The sequence below is a fragment of the Vibrio sp. 704 genome (assembly GCF_033339295.1).
Genome location: NZ_JAWOUH010000867.1, coordinates 1 through 550, shown reverse-complemented (window position 1 = coordinate 550; position 550 = coordinate 1). Strand labels below are relative to the sequence as shown.

The 550-nt window shown below is 45.3% G+C and carries 1 protein-coding gene; it reads right to left on the bottom strand.

What is annotated here, in order from left to right:
• Positions 1 to 260 precede the first annotated feature (260 nt).
• Positions 261 to 550: aldo/keto reductase (locus R7R24_RS29595; protein ID WP_318120575.1), on the bottom strand; the 290-nt coding region annotated here is incomplete at its 5' end.

Here is a 550-nt window from a genome sequence, read left to right as displayed (position 1 = left end):
TATGCAGTAAGCATACGCAAGATCAATAGATGAGTGAACCTAGCCAACAAGAAACAACGCATTTCACTCTCGATTTAGTGACATCGAACAAAGCCTACTGACCATTCTCAGACCTTGATACGCATAGGGTTGCGTTTATCTAAGCTCCAGAAAACCGAGAAAAAGTTCGTTACTTGCTAAAGTTAAGAAAGGAAAGAGGAAACATCAAAAAAGGCATCTAATAAGATGCCTTAAGTAACACCACGATGCTAATGCGCTTTCTATGGCACACCGTGACCTTTCGAAGCAACCCAAACTCGATACCATTGCTCGCGAGTCAATTCGATATTCAGTGCATTCACGGCCGTTTGCACACGCTCAATTTTCCCTGAACCAATGATTGGAATTGGCTTAGATGGCAAGCGACGTACCCAAGCGTAAATCACTTGGTCAATGCTGGTCGCACCCACTTCTTCACGAATCGCTTCTAGCTCGTTACGAACGCGAATCGCTTGCTCGCTTTCCCCACTGAAGATTGAGCCGCCACCTAAACAAGACCAAGCCATTGGAC